The following is a 14,710-nucleotide window of genomic DNA, read 5'->3' as shown; positions in this document are numbered from 1 at the left end:
CCTCCCGTTCGTTCCCGCGCCGGGAGAGCTTATGGTGCGCCCATCGGCCCGCAAGGAGGTTTCCATGGTTCCGTCCGGCGACATTGCGCGTCTCATCGAGATCATGGCGGCGCTGCGCACGCCGGGCACCGGCTGCCCATGGGACCTGGAGCAGACCTACGCCACCATCGCCCCCTACACGGTGGAGGAGGCCTATGAGGTGGCCGACGCGATCGCCCGGGGCGACCTCGGCGACCTCAAGGAGGAGCTCGGGGACCTGCTGCTCCAGGTGGTGTTCCACGCCCGCATGGCGCAGGAGGACGGCGCCTTCGCCTTCCCGGACGTGGTGGAGGCCATCACCGCCAAGCTGCTGCGCCGCCACCCGCACGTGTTCGGCGACGCGCGCGACCTCACGCCCGAGGCGGTCAAGGCCCTGTGGGCCAACATCAAGGCGCAGGAGAAGCGCGAGAAGGCGGAGCGCCGCGCCGCCGCCGGCCTGCCGCCCGAGGCGCAGGCGAGCGTGCTCGACGGCGTGCCTTTGCCCCTGCCCGCTCTGACCCGCGCCCTCAAGCTGCAGGAGAAGGCCGGCCGGGTCGGCTTCGACTGGAACGACGCGCGCCAGGTGCTGGCGAAGATCCGCGAGGAGACCGACGAGGTCGCCGACGCCCTCGATGCCGGCGGCCTTGCGGCGGTGCGCGACGAGGTGGGCGACCTGCTGTTCGCGGTGGTCAACCTCGCGCGCCATGCCGGGGTCGACCCGGAGGCGGCGCTCGCCGGCACCAACGGCAAGTTCACCCGCCGCTTCCATTTCCTCGAGCAGGCGCTTGAGGCGCAGGGCCGATCCCCGGCCGCGGCGAGCCTCGCCGAGATGGAGGCGCTCTGGCAGGCCGCCAAGCGCGCGGAGCGCGATCCGTCCGGCGCCGCGCAGCCCGTCGCCGCCCCCGGCTGAGCCTCAGGCCGCCAGCGCCCGCTCGGCGAGGCGCACCCAATAGGAGGCGCCGTAGGCGATGGCGTCGTCGCTGAAATCGTAGTCCGGGCTGTGCAGCCCTGCGCTCGGCCCGTTGCCGATGAACACGTAGGCGCCCGGCAGCGCCTCCAGCATGTAGGCAAAGTCCTCGGCCCACATCATCGGGCGGCCGTCGTCCTCCACCTGGTCGGCGCCGGCCACCTCGCGCGCCACCTCGGCGGCGAAGGCGGCCTCGCGCGCATGGTTGCGCGTCACCGGATAGCCCTCCTTGAAGCGCACGGTCGCGCGCGCGCCGTGGGCGGCGGCGATGCCGTGGGCCACCTGCTCCACCCGCGCGCGCAGCTGGCGCCGGACCGTGCCGTCGAGGCTGCGCAGGGTGCCGAGCAGGCGCGCGGTCTGCGGCAGCACGTTGTCCACCTCCCCGGCCTGGAACACGCAGATGGAGACCACCGCCGCCTCGAGCGGCGCGACATTGCGCGCCACCACCTGCTGCAGGCCGGTGACGATGGCGGCGCCGCAGAGCACCGGGTCCACCCCCTGCTCCGGCTTCGCCGCATGGCCGCCGCGCCCCTCGACGAGGATCTCCACCTGGTCGGCGGCGGCCATGATGGGGCCGGACCGCAGGGAGAAGCGCCCCACCTCAAGCCCCGGCATGTTGTGCATGCCGAACACGCTCTGGGCCGGAAAGCGCGTGAACAGGCCGTCCTCCACCATGGCGCGGGCGCCGGCGCCGCCCTCCTCCGCCGGTTGGAACACCACATAGACCGTGCCCGCGAAGGCGCGCGTCTCGGCCAGATGCCGCGCGGCGCCGAGCAGCATGGCCATGTGGCCGTCATGGCCGCAGGCGTGCATGCGGCCGGGATGCTCCGAAACATAGGGCAAACCGGTCGCCTCCAGGATCGGCAGCGCGTCCATGTCGGCCCGCAGGGCGATGGCGCGCCCCTCCCCTTGGCCCCGGATCACGCCGACGACGCCGGTGCGCCCGATGCCCTCCGCGACCTCGTCGCAGCCGAACGCGCGCAGCTTGTCCGCCACGAAAGCGGCGGTCAGCGGCAGGTCGTATTGCAGCTCCGGCTTGCGGTGGAGCGCCTGGCGCCAGCCGGCGATCTCTGCGGCCGAGGCGGCGATGCGGTTGTTGACGGGCATGGAGGGTCCTGCGTCGCGTGCGGCTGCGGCCATGCTGCCCGGCCGGGGGCGCAAGTCAACGGGGCGCGCACGCCGATGCCGATGCCCGTTTGGGAAAACCGCCGCTCCGATTCCAGTAGAACCAAAGCCTGCATTCTTATGGATCTGAAAACACGCGTCATTTTGCAGCCAGTTGACGCCCTGTCTCAAGCCGCCGGCTTCCGCCCGCGCCGATTCAGCGGGCAGAGATCCTCTCGTAGAGCCGGTAGAGCGGGCCGGTCAGCAGCACCACGGCGAGGATGCGCACCAATTGCCAGGCGGCGACGATGGGCGGGGCGAGGCCCAGCGCCTCGGCGGTGAGCGACATCTCGGCGATGCCGCCGGGGGCCATGGCCAGCACGCCGGTGGGAAACACCACGAAATGGACCGCGAGCGCGGCGAGGCCGACATTGGCCGCCATCAACGCCAGCGTGGTGGCCGCCGCGGCGGGCAAAAACGGCGAGCTGAGCACGTGGCGGATCTGCTCGCGCTGGAAGCGGCAGCCGAGCGCCGCGCCGATGGCGAGCTGGGCGGCGCCGGTGACGAGCGGCGGGGCGTGGGTGGCGCGGGCGATGATCAGCGCCGTGCCCATGCCGAGCGCGAGGCCGGCCAGCAAAAACGGATTGAAGATCTTCGCCCGCTGCAGCAGCAGCGCCGCCGGCACGCACAATGCAAGGCCGAGCGCCAGCAGATGCGGCTCCAGCTGCGGCACCTGCGCCAGATGGCGGGGCTCCCCGCCCATGACCAGCGCCATGGCGGGCGGGATGATGAGCACGATCAGCACCACCCGCAGGCTCTGGGCGAGGGAGACCAGCGTGGTGGAGGCGCCGAAGGTATGGGCCAGCACCGCCATCTCGGCGAGCCCGCCGGGCAAGGCGGCGAAGAAGGCGGTGCGCCGGTCGCAGCGGCCGAACAGCGCCAGCAAGCGGGCGAGGAACAGCGCGACGAGGATGGAGGCAAAACCCGTCGCCGCCATCAGCCAGCCCAGTTCCAGCAGCCGCAGCGCCACCGGTGGCGTGAAGAACAGGCCCACCGAGAAGCCGGCGGCGACCTGGCCCGCCTGCCGGAAGGCGTCGTGCAGGTTCACGGCGAAGCCCGACAGGCCGAAGGCGGCCGAGACGAACAGCGCGCCGAGCAGGAACGGCAGCGGCACGTGAAGCCAGGAAAAGGCGAGGCCGCCGGCGAGGCAGGCGGCGAGCAGGAGGACTGTCCGGATGGTGAGGGTGACGGCGGTGGCGGGCATGGCGGGTCTGGCACCTTGCCCCTGCCGCACGCAGTGCGCGGCCGGCGGCGCGACGGATCGAATCGTCACAAGTCTAGAGCCAAGACGCCCCGGTCCATCCGCACCGCGTGCGAATATCAGCGAGTGGCGTCCGGATCCCGCGCCCGCCCGTCGGCTGCTCCACCGCCAATGGGTGCCCGCCCCGAGCGCCGCGTCTCAAGCATCGGCAAAAGCCTGCCGCATCGGGATAAGGTTGGTGAGCCCGTCGGGATTCGAACCCGAGACCCCATGATTAAAAGTCACGTGCTCTACCGGCTGAGCTACGGGCTCACTTGTGGGAAGCGTGGTTAGGCCGCCGGGAGGGCAGCGTCAAGGCATCGGCGGCGAACGGGCGGCGCCCTGCCCCATCGCGCCGGCCGAAAGACGCACTACATGAAAGGCAAGACGGTCGTGGCCGGGGGCGGCGCGACGGTGAACCGATTCCGGAACCCCTTCCCATGGCCTCGTTCTCCATTCTCGATCTGGTGCGCGTCACCGAGGGCACCGACGCGCGCGGCGCCCTGCTCAATGCGCGCGATCTCGCCGCCCATGCCGAAGGCTGGGGCTACACGCGCTTCTGGGTGGCCGAGCACCACAACATGGCGGGCATCGCCAGCGCCGCCACGGCGGTGGTGATCGGCCACATCGCCGCCGGCACGCGCACCATCAGGGTGGGCGCGGGCGGCATCATGCTGCCGAACCATTCGCCCTTGGTGATCGCCGAGCAGTTCGGCACCCTCGCCCAATTGTTTCCCGGCCGCATCGACCTCGGGCTCGGCCGCGCGCCGGGCACCGACGGAGAAACGTTGCGGGCCCTGCGCCGCACCTATGAGAGCGCCGACACCTTCCCCCAGGACGTGCTGGAGCTGCAGGCCTATCTCTCCCCCGAGGCGGCCGGGCGGCGCATCCAGGCGGTGCCGGCGGCGGGGACGCAGGTGCCGCTGTGGATCCTCGGGTCCAGCACCTACGGCGCCCAGCTGGCGGCGATCCTGGGTCTGCCCTATGCCTTCGCCTCCCATTTCGCGCCCGACCTGCTGCTGGAGGCGCTCGCCGTCTACCGCGAGCGTTTCAAGCCCTCGGCGGTGCTGGCGCGGCCCTATGCCATGGCCGGGATCAACGTGATCGCGGCCGATACCGATGCCGAGGCGCGCCGGCTCGCCACCACCCAGCAGATGAGTGCGGCCGACCAGTTCCGGGGCGCGCGCGGCCTCAGCAAGCCGCCCATCGACGACATCGAGACCTATTGGACGCCCATGGAGAAGGCGCAGGCGCGGCGCAAGCTCGCCCGCTCGGTGGTGGGCGGGCCGGACACGGTGCGTGCCGGGCTGAACGCGTTCATCGCCGAGACCGGGGTGGACGAGGTGATGATCGTCTCCGACGTGTACGAGCACGCCGCACGTCTGCGCTCGTTCGAGATCATCGGCGGGCTCGGCCTGATCTCCGCGCGCGCACCGGCTTTGGCCGAAGGCTGACGGCGGAGCGCGCGCCGGCGCCCGCAGGCTTTGAGTTGGCTCGTGGATTGCGGTTAAAGACGCGCCGTCGGCCAGATTGCATGCAATCCGCGGCTCACCTGGTTGCAGGCAGGCCGGGCGCGCGCTTCAGTCGGCGGTGCCGAGGCGCCGCGCGCCCGCGCGCCGGCGCCGCGGCGCCGGCGCGGCGGGAGGCGGCGCCAGCGGGCCCGCCGGAGCCTCCGGTTGGGCGACGGGGTGGGGACGCGCGGATGCCTTGGCGCGCGTCCCCTCCCCCGCATAGGGCGCGAGGATATCCATGATGTCCCGGCCGCGCCGCTTGGCCTGCTGCACCAGCGCCCGGCTCGCCACGGATTCCAGATGCTCGTGCATCAGCTGCATCACGCGCGCCTCGTCGCCGGCCGCCAGCGCGTCGATCAGAGCGAGGTGCTCGTTGACGGCGCACTCCGAGGAATGGGGCCGGCTGAACAAAGAGAGCGTCAGGCAGCACCGGTAGGCGATCTCGCTCACATAGCGGATCAGGATCGGGCTCTGCGTCATCTCCGCCAGCAGGATGTGGAACTCGGTCGCGAGACGGATGGAGATGGAATCCGGCCCGCCCTGGGCCGCCTTTTCCGCCTCGACGTGGGCGCGCAGCCGCGCCACCTGATCCCGGGTGAGCCGGCCGGCAAGGTGGCGCACCACCAGCCGTTCCAGCTGGATGCGGATGTCGAAGGCGTCGCGCGCCTCGCGCCAGGACGGGGTCGCCACCACGGCGATGCGGTTGCGCCGCAGTTCCACCAGGCCCTCGGCGGCCAGCTGCCCCAAGGCATGGCGGGCGATGGTGCGGCTGACGCCGAAGCGTTCGCCCAGGGCGTCTTCGGGCAGCTTGGTGCCGGGCTCCAAGGCCTGCTCGATGATGGCGCGGCGCAGGGCCCGGCAGATGGTTCCCACACGGTCGGACGGGCCGTCCGCATCCCCCCTCTCACGCACCATCGCCGCCACCCCGCCTGAGGCTGCCGCACCGTGGCAAGCCCTCTCCCGCCTCAAGCCATAGCGCGCCGCCGCCGGCTCAGCAACGCGCGAGCGCGCGCCGCAGCGATCGCATTCTGAATGCAGTTCAAGGCCCGCATTGCATGCCGGGCGGCGGTCCGTGCAGCGCCGCCGGCGGTGCGAGGCCCGGGCGGATCTCGCGGCGCGGACGCCGGCCGCGTCCAAGGAGAGGCGGGCGACGCGCGCGCCCGCATTTCGACTGCGCCTGCGCAATTAATCTAGAATGACGATTATTTGTAGAAATATAACGCGATTGATTGATTGGTCTTTGTGCCCGATCCTGCCTGCCACAACGAGCGCAGGACACATGACCGACGACAGCACCACGCTCAGCCTCGCCCCCCGCAAGGGGCTGTTCGACCGCTGGGGCCGTTCCAACATCTTTCCCGGCCTCGCGCTCGGCGTGCTGATCGCCGCCGCCGCCTATTTCGTGCGGATGCTGCCGGGAGCCGGCACGCTGAGCCCGCTGGTGATCGCCATCGTCATCGGCATGGGGTTCCACAATTTCGTCGGCACCCCGGCCGCCGCCAGGGCGGGCGTGAAGTTCTGCCTGCGCCGCATCCTGCGCTTCGCCATCGTGCTGCTCGGCCTCCAGCTCACCTTTGCCCAGGTGGGCATGGTGGGCGCCACCGGCTTCGCCATCGTCGCGACCGCGCTGCTCGCCACCTTCTTCGCCACCCGCTGGATGGGGCGGCTGATGGGCGTCGACGCCAAGCTTTCCGAGCTGATCGCCGCCGGCACCGCCATCTGCGGCGCCTCCGCCGTGATCGCCACCAATACGGTGACGCGCGGCTCCGACGAGGACGTGGCCTATGCGGTGGCCTGCGTCACCGTCTTCGGCTCGATCTCCATGCTGCTGGCCCCGGTGCTGCTGCCGCTGACCGGCTTCGACGCCCACGCTTATGGCCTGTGGACCGGCGCCTCGATCCACGAGGTGGCGCAGGTGGTGGCGGCCGCCTTCCAGGGCGGGCAGCCGGCGGGCGAATTCGGCACCGTGGCCAAGCTCACCCGCGTGATGCTGCTCGGCCCCCTGGTGATCGGCCTCGGCGTCGCCGCCCTCTGGCAGGCCCGCCGCAACGGCGCCGACGCGGGCGCGGCGCGTGCCCCCCTGCCCTGGTTCGTGTTCGGCTTCATCGCCATGGTGATGGTGAACAGCGCCGGCCTCGTGCCCGACGCGGCGCGCCCGGCCATCGTCACCGCCACCACTTTCCTGCTCGCCGTGGCGCTCGGCGCCATGGGCCTTGAGACCGACTTCGCCAAGCTGCGCCTGAAGGGCCTGCGCCCGCTGGCGCTCGGGGCGGCGTCGTGGCTTTTCATCTCGGCCTTAACCTTTATCCTCATCGCGGCTTTCTTCACGGGGTGAACCGGACCGAGGATGACGCTGGAGCAATTGCGGGTCTTTGCGACCGTCGCCGACCTGCTGCACATGACCCGTGCCGCCCAGCGCCTGCATATGACGCAATCGGCGGTCTCCGCGTCCGTGGCGGCGCTGGAGGCTGCGTGCGGCGTTCCGCTGTTCCACCGCGTCGGGCGGCGCATCGAGTTGACCACGGCCGGCCGTGCCTTCCTGCCCGAGGCGCGCGCGATCCTCGACCGGGTGGCGGTGGCGGAGACCGTGCTCGCCGACGTCTCGGGCCTCAGGCGTGGCCGGCTCCGGCTCCACGCCAGCCAGACCATCGCCAATTACTGGCTGGGGCCCCTCATCCACCGCTTCCACGCGCTCTATCCGGAGATCACGCTCCAGGTGGCGATCGGCAACAGCACCCAGGTGGCGGCCGCGGTCACGGAAGGTGAGGCCGACCTCGGCTTCGTGGAGGGCGCGGTCGATGCCCTGCTGCTGGCCCGGACCGCCGTCCCCGGCGACCGGCTGGTGATGGTGGTCGCGCGCGACCACCGGTTCGGGCAGAGCGCGGTGCGCCCGCAGGACCTCCTCGACGTGCCGTTCGTGCTGCGCGAGGAAGGGTCCGGCACGCGCCAGGTGTTCGAGGAGGGCCTGTGCGCGCTCGGCCTTGACCCGGCGTTGCTGAAGGTGGCGCTGGAATTGCCCTCCAACGAGGCGGTGATCAGCGCGGTCGCGGCCGGCGCGGGCGCGACCGTGATCTCAGAACTCGCCGCCGCGGCAGGGCTCGCGGCGGGCGCGCTGCGCCTGATCCCGATCGCCTTTCCCATGCGCCGCTTCTACGTGCTGCGCCACGCCGACCGCTATCAGTCGAAGGCCGAGCAGGCACTGCTCGCTTTGGTGCGGGCGGGCCCCGGGCCGGGCGGCTGAGCGTCGGCGACCGCAGCCGGCTGCCTCACCAGCGCAGCACTCGGCTGCCGATCAGAGCCCCCAGCCCACCCATCATCGCCACCACCAGCGAATACCACAGCGCCACGAAGAGCGGGGAATCGTCCGGGCAGTGGGCGGCATAGAAGAAGGTGCCGATGCCGCCCGCGGCGAGCCCCGCCACCAGGCCGGCGCGCCACGGCACGTCCGGCGCCCCGCGCTTCAGCGCCAGCAGCAGCAGCGCCAAGGGGCCGAGCGAAATGACCGGGCCGAAGGTGAGGCAGGTCAGCCAATAGCTGCCCACAGCGTGGGCGCCCCAGCGGGCCGGGGGCACCACGAGCAGTTCGAGCCCGACCGCGGCGGCGAGCAGCAGCGCCGGCACGGCGAGGCCGGCCGCCGCGGCGGCGATTCGCGCGCCCGGCCGCGAGAGCTTCAAGGCCAGGTTCAGCGCCGTGGCGGCGAGCGCCGCCGTGACCACGAACTTGAAGACGAACCGCGCCGACGTGGTCAGCGCGGCGACGGCGTCGCCGCGCACGCCCAGGGTCTCGTGGAGCACGACGGCGCCCACCACGAGCGCGCCCGCCAGCGCCAGGAACACGCCGGTCCGCAGCGACGGCCCGCGGGGCGCGGCGTCGGCGGACAAAGCGGCGATCAGGTCCTCGGTCTTCATTCCTTCATCCCCCGTGGGCGGCCGCCAGGCGCTTGAGCGCCCGATGCAGCGCCACCCGCACCGCGCCCTCGCTCATCGCGAGCTTCGCGCCGGCCTCCTTCACGCTCGCCCCGGAGAGGCACATGGCCTCAACCACGGCGCGTTCGCGCCCGCTGAGGAGCGCCACCATGCGCCTGGCATCCCTTGCCTCGAGCCCATCCGTCTCCGGCTCGCCCTGAGTCAGCACGTCCTCCAGGCCGTCCAGCGGCACCTCGGCGCGCCGGCCGGAGCGGCGCATCACGTCCACCGCCTTGTGGCGAGCGATCGCCCAGACCCACGGCGCGAGCGGCGTCGACGGATCCCAGGTGTGCCGCTTGAGATGCAGCGCCAGAAGGGTTTCCTGTACCACGTCCTCCGCATCTCCCGCATCGCGCCCGGAAGCCGTCAGCACCCGGCGCGCAAACGCCCTGAGCGCGGGGGCGAGCGCGCCCAGAAGTTCGCGATAAGCGGCGCCGTCCCCTGCAAGGGCGGACCGCATGAGCATCGTCCAGGTCTCGGTCATGGAGCTTGGTGCACGCGCCGATCCGTTTGCATCCCAGACCGATCGAATATCACACCTTCTCCCTCAACGGTTTGGTGACGACCCCACCAATCCGGTGGTTCCCTCCGCGACCGGCCCGAGGCGGCGTTGCTCTCCTTCGTCCGTCGCGCCGCCTTTGTTACACGCAGCGGCCCAATGTCCGCGTCACGGCTGCTTGAGCGGCACCGTACACGAGGCCGTGAGTGACGTAACGGTGCAGGCCATTCCGGCGAACCGCTGGTCATGGCCGCCACGGACGGCAGCCATGCCACAGGAGAACAGCCATGAAGACCGCTCTGGATCGCGCCGTGCTCGGCGCCCTCGCCCTCGCCCTCGGCGCCGCCACCCCGGCCTTCGCGCAGGATGCGAACGCCGGCAAGGAGAAGTGCTACGGCGTCGCCCTCAAGGGCCAGAACGACTGCGCCGCCGGCCCCGGCACCACCTGCGCCGGCACCTCCAAGGTGGACTATCAGGGCAATGCCTGGAAGCTCGTCCCCAAGGGCTCCTGCGTCACCATGAAGACGCCGACCGGCATGGGCTCGCTGACGGCCATCAAGTCCTGACGCGCGGCGGGAGCGCCGCCCGCGGCGCTCCCGCCGCCATGTTCCGCCCCCCATCTCCTGCCCCCCAATTCCTGCCCTTTGGCCCTCGGAGGGACCCATGATCGCGAACGCGCTTCCGGCCGGCGTCGGCGTCGGCTTCAAGCCGCAGCATTTCGAGGCCATCGCCGCTGCGCCCCAGCCGCTCGCCTTCTTCGAGGTGCATGCGGAGAACTACATGGGCGCGGGCGGCCTGCCGCACGCCCAGCTCGCGGCGCTGCGGCGCGACTATGCGCTCTCGGTGCACGGGGTGGGGCTCGGCATCGGCGGGCTGTCCGCGCTCGACCTCGACCATCTCGGCAGGGTCAGGGCGGTGTGCGCCCGCTACCAGCCGGAGAGCTTCTCCGAGCACCTCGCCTGGGCCACCCATGCGGGCGTCTTCCTCAACGATCTGCTGCCTCTGCCCTACACCGAGGACCGCCTTTTCGTGGTCGCCGACCATGTGGACCAGGTGCAGGAGGCGCTCGGCCGCCGGCTGCTGCTGGAGAACCCCGCGACCTACGTGACGTTCGCCGAAAGCACCGTCCCCGAGACCGATTTCCTCGCCGAGATCGCGCGCCGCACCGGCTGCGGCCTGCTGCTGGACGTCAACAACGTCTTCGTCTCGGCGGTCAATCACGGCACCGATCCGGTCGCCTATCTCGACCGCTTCCCGCTGCATCTGGTGGGCGAGATCCACCTCGGCGGCCACGCGGCGGCGCAGGACGGGGAGGCGGCGCCGCTGCTCATCGACGCCCACGGCGCGCCGGTGGCCGACCCGGTCTGGGCGCTCTATGGCGAGGTGATCCGCCGCACCGGGCCGCTGGCGAGCCTCATCGAATGGGACAATGACGTGCCCTCCTGGCCGGTGCTGCGGGCCGAGGCGGAGCGCGCCGCCCTTATGCTCGGCGGCGCCCGCCGCGCGGCGGCGTGAGGGCGCGCCATGACCTCCCTTGTCTTGAACATCGGGCACGCCCGCGAGGCGCAGTTCGCCGCGGCCTGCCTGGACGGCGCCCATCCCGTGCCGGACGGGCTCGCCGCGCCCGCCGCCGATCGGCGCGAGCGCCGCTTCGCGGTCTATCGCAACAATGTGGTGGTCTCGCTCATCGACGCGCTGGCCGCCAAATATCCGGCGGTCGCGGCCATTGTCGGCGACGACTTCTTCCGCGCCACGGCGCGCCTCTACGCGGCCGCCCATCCGCCGCGCTCGCCGGTGATGGCGCAATTCGGCGACGCGTTCGCCGCGTTCCTCGCTTCCTTCGCGCCGGCCGCCGGCCTGCCCTATCTCGCTGACGTGGCGCGCCTCGAGGCGCTGGTGCTGCGCGCCTACCACGCCGCCGATGCCGCAACCCTCGAGGCGCGCCATCTGCCCGCGCTCGCCGCCGGGACGGTGCCGTTGCGCCGGCATCCGGCGGCGTTCGCGCTGCGCGCCGATTGGCCGGCGCTCACCCTCTGGCGCATGAACACCGGCCGGGAGCCGCTCGGCGAGGTGACCTGCTGGACCGCGCAGGACGTGCTGGTCACCCGCCCCCGTTTCGAGGTGCTGGCGTGCCTGCTGCCGCCCGGCGGCGGCGCCTTCCTCGCCGCGCTCGACGCCGGCCCCGCCTCCGCCGCCGCGGCGGCGATTGAGGTTCCCGGCGCGCAGCTTCCCCTCATCATCGAGACGCTGGTCCGCGCCGGCGCGTTCTCGGCCCCGGAGATCGAGCCATGACCCCGGACACCCAATCCCGCACCCTGCCCCACGCGCTGCCGCGCCCGTCCACCCCGAGCCTTGCCTGCCGCCTGCGCCGGCTGACGGCGCTCGGCGATGCCATCCCCTATTCCCTGGTGGCGCTCGCCGCGCGGGTGTTCCCGGCCGCCGTGTTCTGGCAGTCGGGCCAGACCAAGCTCGACGCCAATTGGCGCGTTTCCGAGAACGCGGTCTATCTGTTCGAGGAGGAGTACCGGCTGCCGCTGGTCGATCCCTCGCTGGCGGCGCATCTGGCCACCGTCGCCGAGCACCTGTTTCCGGTGCTGCTGGTGCTCGGGCTGGCGACGCGGCTTTCCGCGCTCGCGCTGCTCGGCATGACGGCGGTGATCCAACTGTTCGTCTATCCCGACGCCTGGCCGACCCACGGCACCTGGGCGGCGCTGTTCCTGCTGCTGGTGGCGCGCGGACCGGGCGTCGTCTCGCTCGACCATCTGATCGGCCGGGCTTGCCGCGGCCCCATGTGAGGGCGGCGGACGGCGCGGGTTTCGCTCCGCCCGTTCCGGCGCGCGCAAAGCGGCGGGGCCTTCACACCTTGCCGCGAACGTGCTTCTAAGGTGGCCGTTGCCGCGCGGATCGCCGCCGCGGCCCGCGCCGGGACAGCCAAATGATCGACCTTCGCAGGAACATGGGAACGAGGCCGGGCGCCAACCGGGCTTTGCGCGCCGGTCTCGACGGCGGCCTTGGCGCTGGTCTCGGCCGGGCCTGGCCGCTGGTGGGCGCGCTCGCCGCCGCGCTGGCGACCCAGATCGCCGTGGATGCGTTCGCCCAGTCCTCGCGCCCGCAGGTGACCATCACCCCGCGCGTCATCCAGCTGCCGGTGATCCCCCAGGGCAATTATCTCGATCCCGGCCCGGGCGCGCCCATCCGGCCGGACGTGAGCATCGGCAAGGGCGAGAACAACGATTACGTGTTCCCGCCGGATCTGACCGGCGGCTACGGCTCCGGCCCGCCCGGCGACGCCACCAATAACGGCCAGTGGAGCCCGCTCGACGGCGACACGCCGAGCTTCTGAGCGGCGGCTTTCCCCTCTCAAGCGGTCCTTCGTGCTCCGGCCAAGCCCGAGCGCGAGGGCGCGGACACGACCCGCGCCCTTCCCCCCTTAGAGCCATACCCCAGAACGCAAAACGGCGGGGCCGAAGCCCCGCCGTCTGGTCTTGGAACCGGCGTGCGCCGCTTAGCGCTTCGAGAACTGGAACGAGCGGCGGGCCTTGGCGCGGCCGTACTTCTTGCGCTCGACGACGCGGCTGTCGCGGGTCAGGAAGCCGCCCTTCTTGAGCGGGCTGCGCAGCTCGGGCTCGTAATAGGTGAGCGCGCGGGAGATGCCGTGGCGCAGCGCGCCGGCCTGGCCGGACAGGCCGCCGCCGGACACCGTGCACACCACGTCGTACTGGCCCTCGCGGGCGGCGGCCTGGAACGGCTGGTTGATCATCAGGCGCAGCACCGGGCGGGCGAAATAGACCACGATGTCGCGGTCGTTCACCGTGATCTTGCCGGTGCCCGGGCGCACCCACACGCGGGCCACCGCGTCCTTGCGCTTGCCGGTGGCATAAGCGCGGCCATACTTGTCCAGCTTCTGGACGTGGACCGGGGCGTCGGGCTGGGCGGAAACCGCGGCGGCGCCGCCGAGCGCGTCGAGGGACTGAAGAATCTCGGCCATGATCAGTTCCTCACGTTCTTGCGGTTGAGCGCCGCCACGTCGAGGGCGACCGGCTGCTGGGCCTCGTGCGGGTGGGCCGGACCCTTGTAGACACGCAGATTGCCCATGATCTTGCGGCCGAGCGGACCGCGGGCGAGCATGCGCTCCACCGCCTTCTCGATCACGCGCTCCGGAAAGCGGCCCTCGAGGATGAACTTCGCGGTGCGTTCCTTGATGCCGCCCGGATAGCCGGTGTGGTGGTAATAGACCTTCTGGTCCTTCTTGCGCCCCGTGAACACCGCCTTCTCCGCGTTCACCACGACGACATTGTCGCCGCAGTCCACGTGCGGGGTGTAGATGGGCAAATGCTTGCCCTTCAGGCGCATGGCGATGATGGTCGCGAGGCGGCCGACCACGAGGCCGCTGGCGTCGATCACCACCCACTTCTTCTCGATATCGGCGGGCTTGGCCGAATACGTCTTCATGGGGGATCATCCGAAAGAGAAAGCCGGGCGCGAAGGGCACCCGGCGATGGAAGGGGCTTTTAGCGGAGCCGCCGCGCGCGGTCAATGCGCTGGGAGTTGAAATATATATTTGAAATCAGGTGTTTATGAAAATGGTGCGATAACACCATCAAAAATTGCGCGGCAACGCAGCCATTTAAGGTCCGATAGCCCGTATTCCTATCTTCTTACCGTCCGGCGGCCCCCAGGGCGTCCATGGACGCAAGCCAGCCGGCGCGCCGGCGTTCGCCCATGCCCTCGACGCCGCCGATGGCGCTGGTGCGGACCAGCGTGATGCCGACCAGGCCGAAGATGTTGCGCCGGACGATCTCGAGCCCCGCCGAGAGATACCAGAGCCGGAACACCAGAGCCGGCATGCCCATGGTCACGACGATGCGCGCGGTGCGCCCCTCCAGCAGGCCTTTGGGGAAGCCCTTCCCGTCCGCCGCATAGGCATAAGCGAAGCCGGGCCGCATCAGCTGCTCCAGGAAGCCCTTGAGCAGCGCCGGCATGGTGCCGAGCCAAAGCGGGAAGAACAGCGCCACATGGCGCGCCTCCAGCAGCGCCCCACGCGCCTCGGCGAGGGCGGCGGGCGCCTCCCCGCGCAGGAAATCCTCCTGGGAGCGCAACAGGGGAAAATCGAGCCGCGCGACGTCCACCACGATGACACGGTGCCCCGCTTTGCGCGCGCCCTCGGCATAAGCCTGCGCCAGCGCATGGCAGAGATGGCCGCCCTCGGGATCGGGGTGGCCCTGGATCACGAGGACGGTGTTGCTCGACGGCTCCGGCTTTTCGGACATGGCACGCGCCCTCCTGTGCTCGCCGCTCATGCCGGATCCCGGCGCGAGCGGCCTTGCGCCCGATCAGCGCCGGCGC

At 71.4% G+C, this 14,710-nt stretch carries 16 protein-coding genes, 1 tRNA gene and 1 pseudogene; 9 read left to right on the top strand and 9 right to left on the bottom strand.

What is annotated here, in order from left to right; translation table 11 throughout:
- Nucleotides 1-64 precede the first annotated feature (64 nt).
- Nucleotides 65-928, top strand: a complete 864-nt coding sequence (mazG, locus tag ABLE88_RS00280; RefSeq protein ID WP_348829336.1) for a nucleoside triphosphate pyrophosphohydrolase — start codon at nt 65-67, stop codon at nt 926-928.
- A 3-nt stretch (nt 929-931) separates the two neighbouring features.
- Here mazG and ABLE88_RS00275 read toward each other — a convergent pair whose 3' ends face one another.
- From ABLE88_RS00275 to ABLE88_RS00265, 3 genes are all read right to left on the bottom strand, one after another.
- Nucleotides 932-2,092, bottom strand: a complete 1,161-nt coding sequence (locus tag ABLE88_RS00275; RefSeq protein WP_348829335.1) for a M20 aminoacylase family protein — start codon at nt 2,090-2,092, stop codon at nt 932-934.
- Nucleotides 2,093-2,306: 214 nt separating this feature from the next.
- Nucleotides 2,307-3,353: an AbrB family protein gene (locus ABLE88_RS00270; protein ID WP_348829333.1), complete on the bottom strand. Its 1,047-nt coding sequence runs from the start codon at nt 3,351-3,353 to the stop codon at nt 2,307-2,309.
- Between the two features lie 233 nt (nt 3,354-3,586).
- A tRNA-Lys gene (locus tag ABLE88_RS00265) sits at nt 3,587-3,662 on the bottom strand.
- Between the two features lie 167 nt (nt 3,663-3,829).
- Between ABLE88_RS00265 and ABLE88_RS00260 the strand changes: the two genes are divergently transcribed.
- Nucleotides 3,830-4,843 (top strand): LLM class flavin-dependent oxidoreductase, encoded by a 1,014-nt coding sequence (locus ABLE88_RS00260; RefSeq protein WP_348829332.1) that lies wholly within the window; start codon nt 3,830-3,832, stop codon nt 4,841-4,843.
- A gap of 261 nt (nt 4,844-5,104) precedes the next feature.
- Here ABLE88_RS00260 and ABLE88_RS00255 read toward each other — a convergent pair.
- Nucleotides 5,105-5,815: pseudogene (locus tag ABLE88_RS00255) on the bottom strand (GntR family transcriptional regulator); the annotation flags it as partial.
- A gap of 364 nt (nt 5,816-6,179) precedes the next feature.
- On the opposite strand from ABLE88_RS00255, the gene ABLE88_RS00250 reads away from it, so the two are divergent.
- Both ABLE88_RS00250 and ABLE88_RS00245 read left to right on the top strand, forming a co-directional pair.
- Nucleotides 6,180-7,235, top strand: a complete 1,056-nt coding sequence (locus ABLE88_RS00250; RefSeq protein ID WP_348829331.1) for a YeiH family protein — start codon at nt 6,180-6,182, stop codon at nt 7,233-7,235.
- 12 nt (nt 7,236-7,247) lie between these two features.
- A complete protein-coding gene (locus ABLE88_RS00245; RefSeq protein WP_348829329.1) occupies nt 7,248-8,141 on the top strand; it encodes a LysR substrate-binding domain-containing protein in 894 nt (297 codons plus the stop codon).
- 25 nt (nt 8,142-8,166) lie between these two features.
- Here ABLE88_RS00245 and ABLE88_RS00240 read toward each other — a convergent pair whose 3' ends face one another.
- Together ABLE88_RS00240 and ABLE88_RS00235 are read right to left on the bottom strand one after the other, a co-directional pair.
- Complete coding sequence (locus tag ABLE88_RS00240) at nt 8,167-8,808, bottom strand: NrsF family protein (RefSeq protein ID WP_348829328.1); 642 nt, start codon at nt 8,806-8,808, stop codon at nt 8,167-8,169.
- Between the two features lie 4 nt (nt 8,809-8,812).
- Nucleotides 8,813-9,349 carry a sigma-70 family RNA polymerase sigma factor gene (locus ABLE88_RS00235; RefSeq protein ID WP_348829326.1) on the bottom strand — a complete coding sequence of 179 codons (537 nt, stop codon included), beginning with the start codon at nt 9,347-9,349 and terminating at the stop codon, nt 8,813-8,815.
- Nucleotides 9,350-9,651: 302 nt separating this feature from the next.
- Between ABLE88_RS00235 and ABLE88_RS00230 the strand changes: the two genes are divergently transcribed.
- The 5 genes from ABLE88_RS00230 to ABLE88_RS00210 all read left to right on the top strand — a co-directional run bounded on the left by ABLE88_RS00230 (nt 9,652) and on the right by ABLE88_RS00210 (nt 12,707).
- The gene (locus tag ABLE88_RS00230; RefSeq protein WP_348829325.1) at nt 9,652-9,930 is read left to right on the top strand and encodes a BufA1 family periplasmic bufferin-type metallophore; all 279 of its coding nucleotides are present in this window, start codon (nt 9,652-9,654) and stop codon (nt 9,928-9,930) included.
- A gap of 97 nt (nt 9,931-10,027) precedes the next feature.
- Complete coding sequence (bufB, locus tag ABLE88_RS00225) at nt 10,028-10,879, top strand: MNIO family bufferin maturase (protein WP_348829324.1); 852 nt, start codon at nt 10,028-10,030, stop codon at nt 10,877-10,879.
- A gap of 9 nt (nt 10,880-10,888) precedes the next feature.
- Nucleotides 10,889-11,656: an HvfC/BufC family peptide modification chaperone gene (locus tag ABLE88_RS00220; protein WP_348829322.1), complete on the top strand. Its 768-nt coding sequence runs from the start codon at nt 10,889-10,891 to the stop codon at nt 11,654-11,656.
- Nucleotides 11,653-12,159: a DoxX family protein gene (locus ABLE88_RS00215; RefSeq protein ID WP_348829320.1), complete on the top strand. Its 507-nt coding sequence runs from the start codon at nt 11,653-11,655 to the stop codon at nt 12,157-12,159. The genes ABLE88_RS00220 and ABLE88_RS00215 overlap by 4 nt, the downstream gene beginning before the upstream one ends.
- Before the next feature lie 140 nt (nt 12,160-12,299).
- Entirely contained in the window at nt 12,300-12,707 is a 408-nt protein-coding gene (locus ABLE88_RS00210; protein ID WP_348829319.1) for a hypothetical protein, read from the top strand.
- Nucleotides 12,708-12,869: 162 nt separating this feature from the next.
- Here the strand turns inward: ABLE88_RS00210 and rpsI are convergent, their stop codons facing one another.
- The 3 genes from rpsI to ABLE88_RS00195 all read right to left on the bottom strand — a co-directional run bounded on the left by rpsI (nt 12,870) and on the right by ABLE88_RS00195 (nt 14,634).
- Entirely contained in the window at nt 12,870-13,352 is a 483-nt protein-coding gene (gene rpsI / locus ABLE88_RS00205) for a 30S ribosomal protein S9 (protein ID WP_348829317.1), read from the bottom strand.
- A 2-nt stretch (nt 13,353-13,354) separates the two neighbouring features.
- Nucleotides 13,355-13,816 carry a 50S ribosomal protein L13 gene (gene rplM / locus ABLE88_RS00200; protein ID WP_348829315.1) on the bottom strand — a complete coding sequence of 154 codons (462 nt, stop codon included), beginning with the start codon at nt 13,814-13,816 and terminating at the stop codon, nt 13,355-13,357.
- Nucleotides 13,817-14,022: 206 nt separating this feature from the next.
- Nucleotides 14,023-14,634 (bottom strand): NAD(P)H-dependent oxidoreductase, encoded by a 612-nt coding sequence (locus ABLE88_RS00195; protein ID WP_348829314.1) that lies wholly within the window; start codon nt 14,632-14,634, stop codon nt 14,023-14,025.
- Between the last annotated feature and the right edge of the window lie 76 nt (nt 14,635-14,710).

The sequence above is a fragment of the Xanthobacter luteus genome, assembly GCF_040049235.1.
Classification (GTDB): Bacteria; Pseudomonadota; Alphaproteobacteria; order Rhizobiales; family Xanthobacteraceae; genus Xanthobacter.
The sequence above is the reverse complement of the archived record's forward strand: the minus strand, read 5'-3'. Positions and strand labels throughout refer to the sequence as shown.

Bases quoted from the DNA above. Each gene is read 5' to 3' on its own strand.
- ABLE88_RS00260 (WP_348829332.1), top strand. From the start codon at position 3,830: ATGGCCTCGTTCTCCATTCTCGATCTGGTGCGCGTCACCGAGGGCACC.
- ABLE88_RS00275 (WP_348829335.1), bottom strand. From the start codon at position 2,092: ATGCCCGTCAACAACCGCATCGCCGCCTCGGCCGCAGAGATCGCCGGC.
- mazG (WP_348829336.1), top strand. From the start codon at position 65: ATGGTTCCGTCCGGCGACATTGCGCGTCTCATCGAGATCATGGCGGCG.
- ABLE88_RS00235 (WP_348829326.1), bottom strand. From the start codon at position 9,349: ATGACCGAGACCTGGACGATGCTCATGCGGTCCGCCCTTGCAGGGGAC.
- ABLE88_RS00210 (WP_348829319.1), top strand. From the start codon at position 12,300: ATGATCGACCTTCGCAGGAACATGGGAACGAGGCCGGGCGCCAACCGG.
- ABLE88_RS00220 (WP_348829322.1), top strand. From the start codon at position 10,889: ATGACCTCCCTTGTCTTGAACATCGGGCACGCCCGCGAGGCGCAGTTC.
- rpsI (WP_348829317.1), bottom strand. From the start codon at position 13,352: ATGGCCGAGATTCTTCAGTCCCTCGACGCGCTCGGCGGCGCCGCCGCG.
- ABLE88_RS00245 (WP_348829329.1), top strand. From the start codon at position 7,248: ATGACGCTGGAGCAATTGCGGGTCTTTGCGACCGTCGCCGACCTGCTG.
- bufB (WP_348829324.1), top strand. From the start codon at position 10,028: ATGATCGCGAACGCGCTTCCGGCCGGCGTCGGCGTCGGCTTCAAGCCG.
- ABLE88_RS00240 (WP_348829328.1), bottom strand. From the start codon at position 8,808: ATGAAGACCGAGGACCTGATCGCCGCTTTGTCCGCCGACGCCGCGCCC.
- ABLE88_RS00215 (WP_348829320.1), top strand. From the start codon at position 11,653: ATGACCCCGGACACCCAATCCCGCACCCTGCCCCACGCGCTGCCGCGC.
- ABLE88_RS00250 (WP_348829331.1), top strand. From the start codon at position 6,180: ATGACCGACGACAGCACCACGCTCAGCCTCGCCCCCCGCAAGGGGCTG.
- ABLE88_RS00195 (WP_348829314.1), bottom strand. From the start codon at position 14,634: ATGTCCGAAAAGCCGGAGCCGTCGAGCAACACCGTCCTCGTGATCCAG.
- ABLE88_RS00270 (WP_348829333.1), bottom strand. From the start codon at position 3,353: ATGCCCGCCACCGCCGTCACCCTCACCATCCGGACAGTCCTCCTGCTC.
- rplM (WP_348829315.1), bottom strand. From the start codon at position 13,816: ATGAAGACGTATTCGGCCAAGCCCGCCGATATCGAGAAGAAGTGGGTG.
- ABLE88_RS00230 (WP_348829325.1), top strand. From the start codon at position 9,652: ATGAAGACCGCTCTGGATCGCGCCGTGCTCGGCGCCCTCGCCCTCGCC.